At 42.1% G+C, this 8,545-nt stretch carries 8 protein-coding genes; 1 reads left to right on the top strand and 7 read right to left on the bottom strand.

Translation table 11 applies throughout. The features are described from left to right. From Q8P28_04645 to hypE, 6 genes are all read right to left on the bottom strand, one after another. Positions 1 to 555, bottom strand: a 555-nt coding sequence (locus Q8P28_04645; GenBank protein MDP2682085.1) for an ATP-binding cassette domain-containing protein, incomplete at its 3' end; no start/stop codon positions are given. 54 nt (positions 556 to 609) lie between these two features. Continuing rightward, on the bottom strand, positions 610 to 3,114 hold the full coding sequence (locus Q8P28_04640; GenBank protein MDP2682084.1) for a DEAD/DEAH box helicase family protein: 2,505 nt from the start codon (positions 3,112 to 3,114) through the stop codon (positions 610 to 612). After that, positions 3,115 to 3,891, bottom strand: a complete 777-nt coding sequence (locus Q8P28_04635) for a DUF1828 domain-containing protein (GenBank protein MDP2682083.1) — start codon at positions 3,889 to 3,891, stop codon at positions 3,115 to 3,117. It abuts the gene before it with no gap. 12 nt (positions 3,892 to 3,903) lie between these two features. Beyond that, complete coding sequence (locus Q8P28_04630) at positions 3,904 to 4,374, bottom strand: hypothetical protein (GenBank protein MDP2682082.1); 471 nt, start codon at positions 4,372 to 4,374, stop codon at positions 3,904 to 3,906. A gap of 4 nt (positions 4,375 to 4,378) precedes the next feature. Then, positions 4,379 to 5,983 carry a site-specific DNA-methyltransferase gene (locus tag Q8P28_04625; GenBank protein MDP2682081.1) on the bottom strand — a complete coding sequence of 535 codons (1,605 nt, stop codon included), beginning with the start codon at positions 5,981 to 5,983 and terminating at the stop codon, positions 4,379 to 4,381. 29 nt (positions 5,984 to 6,012) lie between these two features. Next, positions 6,013 to 7,002 carry a hydrogenase expression/formation protein HypE gene (gene hypE, locus Q8P28_04620; GenBank protein ID MDP2682080.1) on the bottom strand — a complete coding sequence of 330 codons (990 nt, stop codon included), beginning with the start codon at positions 7,000 to 7,002 and terminating at the stop codon, positions 6,013 to 6,015. 144 nt (positions 7,003 to 7,146) lie between these two features. Here hypE and Q8P28_04615 point away from each other — a divergent pair, with 144 nt between their 5' ends. After that, entirely contained in the window at positions 7,147 to 8,172 is a 1,026-nt protein-coding gene (locus tag Q8P28_04615; GenBank protein ID MDP2682079.1) for a tetratricopeptide repeat protein, read from the top strand. 9 nt (positions 8,173 to 8,181) lie between these two features. Here the strand turns inward: Q8P28_04615 and Q8P28_04610 are convergent. Next, positions 8,182 to 8,545 (bottom strand): hypothetical protein (locus Q8P28_04610; protein MDP2682078.1); only part of this gene is annotated, 364 nt, incomplete at its 5' end.

Here is an 8,545-nt window from a genome sequence, read left to right as displayed (position 1 = left end):
TTCTTTAGGATTCATGCCTGCCGCAGGCTCATCCAGAAGCAAAAGGACAGGCCCGCTTGCAAGCGCCCTTGCAATTTCCAGCCTTTTCTGCTCGCCGTAAGAAAGATTTCTCGCCCAAATGCTCGCCTTTTTCCTCAAGCCGACAAACTCCAGAAGATTGAGACTCTGTTTGGACAAATCCCTTTCTTCGTCAATAGCTCTGCGGGTTTTAAGGATTGCGCCGACAACGGCTGCCTTGCCTTTTACATAACCACCTGCCATTACATTTTCCATGGCCGTCATCTCAGGAAAGAGCCTTATATTCTGGAATGTGCGTGATATGCCCTTTGCAGTTACCTTATGGGGTTTCAGGCCGTGTATCATATTATCATTAAAAACAATCTCGCCTTTTGAAGGAGGATACAGACCTGCCACACAGTTAAAAAATGTGGTCTTTCCCGCGCCATTAGGCCCGATTAGACTTACAATTTCACCCTTTTTTACCGCAAGGTCAATATTTTCAATGGCAGTAAGCCCGCCAAAGGTCTTGGTAAGATTTTTGGTTTGAAGAAGCATTGGTTTCTTCTACTTTTTGGATGAAACTCAAAATATATTTGTGCGGCTAAAATCCTACACATAATTAAGCATTTCATTAACCCTCTTCTCCCACTCATTGCCAAAAACCACCTGAAACTCGAATTTTCTATCGGCAAATTCAAAGTTCAATTCTTTCCAGTCCTTTTGCCGTCCCAATTTATTACAGAACTCAAAAACGTCTTTTTTATAATCCGTATCTTCGTTTTTTAAATGAACGCCTTTTGTCTCCACGACAAATACCTTGCTGTAATCCTTCTTTTTTTCGTCATTATCCGCAAGTATAAAGTCGGGGTAGATTCTATGCTTCCCCCAGCCCTGCACATAGTAATCCTGCCTTGAAAGATTTCTGTACCACCAAAGGAGTTTTTCCTGTCCATCGAGGTAAAGGGCAATGGATTTTTCCATCTCGTTAAAGCCTTCTTCAGGCACAAACTCAAAAAGGCTCCTCTGCAAAAATGACGAAAGAGGCCTTGAATTATTTTTAACCCTCATGCGGCTTGGCAGCCTAAAACCGCCTTTTTCCGCTATAAGAAAGAAATATAAAACCTTCTTTTCTACCAATTCCCTAAAAACATCTTCAGACTGCCTGTCTCTTTCTTTTTCAAGGTGTTTTCTTAATTCTTCAATAATAAAGACGAGGTTGCTTTCTACAATTTTTTCATCGTATTTTGACAAAAGCGGTTTGATTATCTTTTTCCCAATCTCATAGGCTATCCACGGGTTCGGGACTATATCGAGAATCTGCCGGGCTATAAATGTATAATCCAGTTCCAGCCCGCCCTTTTTATAAACGGCCCCCTTTTCCTTAATCAGTTCCTTTTCGTCTTCGCTAAGTCCTACAACAACCTCCAGTTCATCAATCCTCTTTTCTGCAAGGGGAATCTCTGTCAAAGGCTTAAGATTGACCTTGCTCCAATCAACCCGGCTCAGGATATCCATTTCATGGTTGACGTCTCTCCAGCCGCTATTTTCCTGCACAACAAACTTGGGGAGATAAATCTTTCCCTCATACTTTTTAAATTTATCTTTATATCCGATAAGCTTTTCTTTCGTGGCGTCAACGTTTGCGGCGTCCCCTTCATCCATCGTCACCCTTGCAGCCAGATCGCCAAGACCGTCGGCCTCAAAACCTTTTCTGATATCCTTTAATATATCTCTCGCCCTCTGCCTGAAACAGAAAACATAGCTCTCATCAAGCTCTTTAACCTTTGTCTTTCTTGCCTTTGGCTGTCTTAATATTCTTCCCACAAGTTGGGTAATGCTTACCTGTGAGCTTGGGTTGGTTAAAATCGTAAGTATATAGGCAAAGGCGCAGTCCCAGCCTTCCTGCAAGGCATGTTTAGTGATGATATAGCGAATCTTACAGTCCTTGCTTAAAAGGTCTATGCCTTCAATATCATCTTTTTCACTGCTTTTTATTGCTATCTCTTCCACGGAAATGCCGCACTGTTTAATCAGATATTCTTTTACATCTTCTGCATGTATGTATTTTGTTCCTCTCTGTTCCTTGCCGGTCCGCTCTGCCTGTATCAGGCAGATTGGCCTTATATGCTCTCCTGTGTTTGCCTCATACTCTCTGGCTGTTCTCTCCAAAAAGAGCCTTTTATCAAAGGCCGCCCTCATCGTGTCTTCCCACTCAAGGCTTGCCTTGTTCGTTATATGCAAATCAAGCTTAATCATATCTTGGCGGTTGAGCTCCTGCCCGCTTATGTTGACGAGGATATTCCCGTTTCCAGGAGGAGTTGCCGAAAGTTCCAAAATGATAGAAGGATTAAATCCTCTGATAGTCTGCTGTGCTATTTCGCTGTATGTCTTATGCCCTTCGTCAATGATGATTGTGGGCCTTAAAATCCTTAAGGTATTGCCCAAAGAAGTTTTGGCAATTTTTCCGTAAAGATTTTGCTCATCTCCGAAATAATCGAGGTTAGGGAATTTTTGCAATATTTCCACATGGTCTTTAATCCTGTCTTCCTGCGGGAAAAATTCCGCAAAGTTGCCGCTGTCCTTGAAAACCTTAAGCGTTTCTTTATTCTGCCTGCTTGAGGACTGGAGCATCAGCATCATCACAGCAAGATTTTCGGAAATATCAAGCGGAGTAAATCTGTCCATCTTCTCAAGTACCACAGTCCTTCCTCCGCTTGCGATATCCAGAACCTGACGGTAAGGATGTTCCCTGTTTCTTAAACTGGCAAGGGTCTGCCTGTAGATCTGCGTTGTGGGGACAATCCAGAGGACAATGCCGGTCTGCTTTTTGAGGTAAGTCCTGTTGATTAAATCTATTGTGTGGCAGGCAAGGATAGTTTTACCCCCGCCTGTGGGGATTTTAAGATAGAAATTCGGAAGGTGTTCGCCGAGGCCATTTTTTTTTGAATGATACGCTTTATCGGAGACTTTTTCCCATGCCTTAAGGGGAAAGTCTATGGCAAGGTCAGGGTCTATCTCAACGGCCTTATCGTTTTTAGCCTTGAACGCAGATAAGGCGCCAAGATAGTGCTTAACCTGTTCAAGGGTTTTTTTCTGGTAGTCTTTGAGTTCCATTTATTCACTTATTACTTCGCTTAAATATTTTTCAATGCGGTCTTTATTCAAGTTAAGACTTGAAAACTGCTTTTCGCAGACATCGCTGAATCTTGCCAAAACTTTCCTGTTTATAGTTTCTTGGTCTTCATAAATGGCCATTGAACGGAATGGGATACCCCATTTTTCAAATTGGAGACAATTAATAGTTGCGTCCCTGCATTTATCATCGTTAGGAATAGGAAAGACAAAAAGCGGCCTTTTCATGCCATTCACCTTGCAATCAACTATATATTTCGCCTCGGGGTCATGCTGGCTGTCATTGTAATTGAATACCATTCTTTCTTCAGGTACTTTTTCGGAAATAAAAGCCTTAAAATCTTCATAAAAAGTAGACCTCACCCTTTCACGGGTAAGATAATTAACGTCTGTAATCTTTAAAACACCTTGGATAAAACTAAAAAGTGCGTCACCGTAATCCCCATCTTCGACCCGCACCATTAACTCGCCTTGTTCGTCCTTGATACAAAACATTGACAAAGCAGCATTAATAACCTTTTGCCTCGTTCCTTTTTCCAAATCCTTAACGTCAAGATAATAGCTTAAGTGCATATAGGTATGACCCTCGTCAGAAATAATCCAGCCCATTGGCGACATTTTCATTACTATTGACAGATGGTCTCCATCATCAAACATAAACGGCGTAAATATTCTAAACCGTTCTTTGCCTTCCCCAACAATCTGTATTTTGTCGCAGACTTTCTTTCTAAAATCTTCTTCAATAGCCAAAATATTCATGAAATAATCTCCTTAAAATAACCTTGGTTGTCTATCTTCTGGTAAAATTATATTGCAATCCTTTATTAAACATTCCATAGCGCCACGGATATCCGAATATGCGCTCGAGGCTTGAGCATAGGCATCCTCATCATATCCTTTCTCTTGATATCGTTGCGTGGCTAAATGAATATGGAAGTCATAAAATGAACCACCTTCTATTTTATTAGTATGGGTATGTCTTCCGTTGTATCTTGTCAATCTAAACAAAACATTCGATTTTGAAGGCATATAGCCTAATATAACAGAAAAATCCAAGACATTTGTTATATTCTGGCGTAATATGAGTTTAAATAGGCTGTCGTCATTTCTTTTTATCGTTACTTCCTGTTCCTTATGTCCTTTTTTCTCTCTCATCTGGAATACTGTGGTATATCCTTCTGGCAAAATCTTCCTTTCCTGAATAAGTTCCAAAATATCGTTATCGTTTAATAGTATGCTCATCTTTTTACCCCTTCAACTTATAAATCTCAAAAGGCAACTGACAGTAATCAATTCTATACTCCAAGAGATACTCTGTATCAAGATACTTGCTTGGGGCGAAGACAAGCCGTTTCTTGCCCTTGTATTCGCCTAAACTCTTTGCAGCATCCAGTGTGAGGGCAGTTGACTTGAGATATTCTATATCAGGTTTATAGAACAAATATACTTCATATTCCTTTGATCCGCCGATAAAGTTCCTTTTCTCATTCACCTTTTTAGGGTCAAATTCCTCTCCTGTTGCCGTATAAAAGACATACCTTGCAAGGTCAATATAGGATGGGAGTTTCTTACCTTCCAGAATACTCTCCATCTCAATCGGGTCGCCAAGCTCGAAAAAGCTGAATGTGCCGCCAAGTCCGTTTTTGAGTTTCTCGTCCTTTGCCGTCTTGACGCCCTTTATAACCCTTCTTACCCTCTCTGCGGTAATTTTATCCGCGTAGTCCTCGCACTCAACGAGGATAAATTTACGATTGCCTCCGTCCTCTTTGTTTAAGTCCAAAACTGCGTGGGCAGTTGTGCCGGAACCGGCGAAAGAGTCAAGGATAATATCATCCTGGTTAGATGAGGTGGAATGAAAAATGATCCGTTTTATTAAATCTAATGGTTTCACAGTTTCGAATTCATGTCCTATGCCAAAAATATCATTTAATTCCTGCTTTCCATCTTCAGCCGTGCCAACTTCTTCTAAATGTGACCAAAACGGGTCATAAGCAAATCTTTCTTCTTCAAAATCATATATCTTTTGGAACGGCCTACCTTTAATCAATAATAACCTTTTTTTGGACATAAGTTCTTCATATTTTTTAAGGCTTAATTGCCATCGGTAACCCTTCTTTGGAGTAATATCTAAAAGAGGGTATAGCATTGTATCTCTTCTAAGAGTTCCTATATTCCTCCTCTGTACAATTTCTTCAGTCCTATAATGGCCATCTTTATCTTTGGACGAATATATTTTCTCTTCTGTCTTAAATAGATTAAATCTCGGATATTCTGTCATTGACATTCTCCCATAAACCAAAATAGACTCTGTGTTTTGTTGTATATTAAATCGTGCCTCTCCCATATTCGTGGGCTTAGTTCTGTTAATCCACGTCAACATTGCATAGAATTTATCTTCCCCAAACACCTCATCCATCAACATCCTCAAATGATGAACCTCATTGTCATCAATACTCACAAAGATAACCCCATCCTCCCTCAATAGTTCCCTCAGCAACTTCAGCCTCGGCATCATCAAGCAGAGCCATTTGTCGTGGCGGGTCATGTCCTCCCTGTCAACCACCTTGCCAAGCCACTCCTGCATCATCGGGCTGTTGACATTGTCGTTATAAACCCATCTTTCATTGCCTGTATTGTATGGCGGGTCAATATAGATACATTTCACTTTGCCTGCATAGGTAGGAAGGAGGGCTTTTAAAGCCTTGAGGTTGTCGCCGTGGATTATAAGATTATCGTTAAGGCTTATTTTGTCAGTAAGGCTTTTGTCCTTTTTCGGGACAAGCTCGTAATATTTTACGGCCAGATGATGGTTCTGGACAAAGGTCTTTCCCTTGAAATTCAATATTGCCATAATTTATCCTCAAACTATTGGTAGCATATTTAACATATTCTTGGCAATGGGTCATCAACAGGCATATCCAGAATCCTTGTGCCGCCGTAGGAGGTTTTGAGATACACACCGCTCTTCTCTCCTTTGCCCGTAACCTCTCCGATTATAGATGCCTTCTGTCCAAGGGGGTTAGCCTGCATTGTCTTTAAAACTTTATCAGCATCATCCCGCGCAACAACTGCAATCAGCTTTCCTTCATTGGCGATATACAAAGGGTCAAGACCAAGTATGCTGCAAATGCCTTTTATCTCATCTGCTATAGGGATAGAGTCCTCGGCTATCTCAATCTTGAATCCGCCGTCTTCCGCTATCTCATTTAGAACAGCCGCCAGCCCTCCCCTCGTTGGGTCGCGCATGAATCTTATGCAGCCTGATTTAAGTATAGCCTGCGCAATATTGTTCAGCGGTGCGCAGTCGCTTTTTATTGAAGACTCAAAATCAAACCCCTCTCTTTTAGAAAGCACTGCTATACCGTGGTCGCCGATATTACCGCTCAGGATTATCTTGTCGCCGACATCTATTTTGTCTATGCCAAGGTCAATGCTGTTTTCAACAATCCCAAGCCCTGTCGTATTTATATAGATATTATTCCCTTGACTCTTTTCTATCACCTTTGTGTCGCCTGTTACAACCTCAACCCCTGCCTTGCGCGCAGCGTCTTTAATAGATAATGTTATGGCTTCAAGATCTTTAAGCGAAAACCCTTCTTCTATAATCACTGCACAGGAGAGGTATAACGGCCTTGCACCGGCAACGGCAAGGTCATTTACTGTGCCGCATACGGCAAGTTTGCCTATGTCGCCGCCAGGAAAAAATACGGGCTTTACAACATAGGAGTCTGTAGTCAGGGCAAGCCTTGAGCCGTTTATTTCAAATACTGCGGAATCTCCAAGTGGGGCGAGCTTAGGATTATCGAGATGCCTGAGGAAGAGATTTTTTATCAAATCCCTTGCAAGCCTTCCGCCCCCGCCGTGTGCCATTGAAATAGTGTCTTTCAGTGCATGCCCTTTTTTTAAAAACGATTGAAAATTTATATTTTCTCATATAAGCTATCTAAAAGGTTACAGGTTGTCAATAAACTTGTCCCTGCAAGTCGTAAGCAGGGAGATAAGGGGTTCACCGAGATGCAAGATTTTGAAAAAATATTTGAGCAGGCAGAGAAAAAACGGGTAGCCTCTAAATTCAATGAGGCCGCCGGCCTGTATATCAAGGCAAAAGGGATGTGCAAAGACAAGGGAGAAGAGCTGTCCTGTCTCTTAAGCCTTGGAGATTGCTGGAGGATGATTGGAAAATATGAACTGTCAAAATCCAATTATGAGAAGGCCTATTCCATTGCCGGGCAAATAAGAGACGAGTCATCTGCCGCAGATGCGCTTATCGGCATCGGGCTTGTTTTAAGGGCAATGGGCAGGCACAAGGATGCGCTTAAGATATTTTCAAAGGGCGAAAGGTTTTATGAAAAAATTAAAGACAAGACAGGGCTTGCCTTTCTGCTCTGGGCAAAGGGAGGGGCTTACAGGATAAAGGGTGATTTGAAAAAGGCCCTACAAACATTTAAGCAGGCGATAAGCAGGTTTACGGCTATGAAAGACACATCAGGCATTGGCTACTGCCTGTGCGGTCTTGGGGGCGCTTCAAGAATATTAGGCAGGATAGATGATTCTTGCAGATACTACTCAAAGGCGAATGAAATTTTCAGGGGACTGAAAGATACCTTCGGCATAGCCTATTCTTACTGCGGCCTTGCCAATGCCACACGGATGAAGGGCAATTTTAAAGGCTCTCTAAAATATTTTAAAAAGGCAAAGGGGTATTATAAAAAGATTGGCGATAAGGTGAGCTTTGCATACACATTGTGGGGCGAGGGGACTGCCTTTAAGATGATGGGCGATTTTAAAAATGCCAAAGGTGATTTTATAAAGGCGCGGAAATTATTTAATGAGACAAAAGATGAAAGAGGCCTTTCATACTGCGAACTTTCCATTGGCGAGCTTGAGTTTTTAAACGGCAGGACTAAAAGCGCCTCTGTGTTATTTGAAAAGGCATTAAAGAGGGCAAAGGGGTTTTCTTTTGGGGTGGAGATTAAACATATAAGTCGCCTTATAAAGGCAGCAAAGAGCGGAAAAGGGTTTCCGTTTAATCTGCCGTAGAGACATGGCTCATCTGTGTTCCGCCTCATATAATGACTCCATCTCCTGAACATAAATCTTCTCATCTTCCGGATGGAGTTCAACCTTTCGTCTTGGGCTGCCGATAAGACCCTGCGGCCTGAATATCATCATGGCAACAAGGGCTGCGCCAAAGATAAGCATTCTGTAGCTTGCAAGTCCCCTTAAAACCTCCGGTAATATAATAAGGATTACTGCGCCGATTATTGCGCCGGGGATGCTTCCCATGCCTCCAAGCACAACCATTGCAAGGACAAATACAGACTCAAAGAATGTAAAACTCTCCGGCGAAACAAAGGCGAATTTTCCTGCAAAAAAAACCCCTGCAAGACCTGCCCAGAATGCGCCCATGGAA

Source organism: Deltaproteobacteria bacterium (assembly GCA_030690165.1).
GTDB lineage: Bacteria > Desulfobacterota > GWC2-55-46 > UBA9637 > UBA9637 > JACRNJ01.
The sequence above is the reverse complement of the archived record's forward strand: the minus strand, read 5'-3'. Positions and strand labels throughout refer to the sequence as shown.

Bases quoted from the DNA above. Each gene is read 5' to 3' on its own strand.
- hypE (MDP2682080.1), bottom strand. From the start codon at position 7,002: ATGGCACACGGCGGGGGCGGAAGGCTTGCAAGGGATTTGATAAAAAAT.
- Q8P28_04625 (MDP2682081.1), bottom strand. From the start codon at position 5,983: ATGGCAATATTGAATTTCAAGGGAAAGACCTTTGTCCAGAACCATCAT.
- Q8P28_04635 (MDP2682083.1), bottom strand. From the start codon at position 3,891: ATGAATATTTTGGCTATTGAAGAAGATTTTAGAAAGAAAGTCTGCGAC.
- Q8P28_04640 (MDP2682084.1), bottom strand. From the start codon at position 3,114: ATGGAACTCAAAGACTACCAGAAAAAAACCCTTGAACAGGTTAAGCAC.
- Q8P28_04615 (MDP2682079.1), top strand. From the start codon at position 7,147: ATGCAAGATTTTGAAAAAATATTTGAGCAGGCAGAGAAAAAACGGGTA.
- Q8P28_04630 (MDP2682082.1), bottom strand. From the start codon at position 4,374: ATGAGCATACTATTAAACGATAACGATATTTTGGAACTTATTCAGGAA.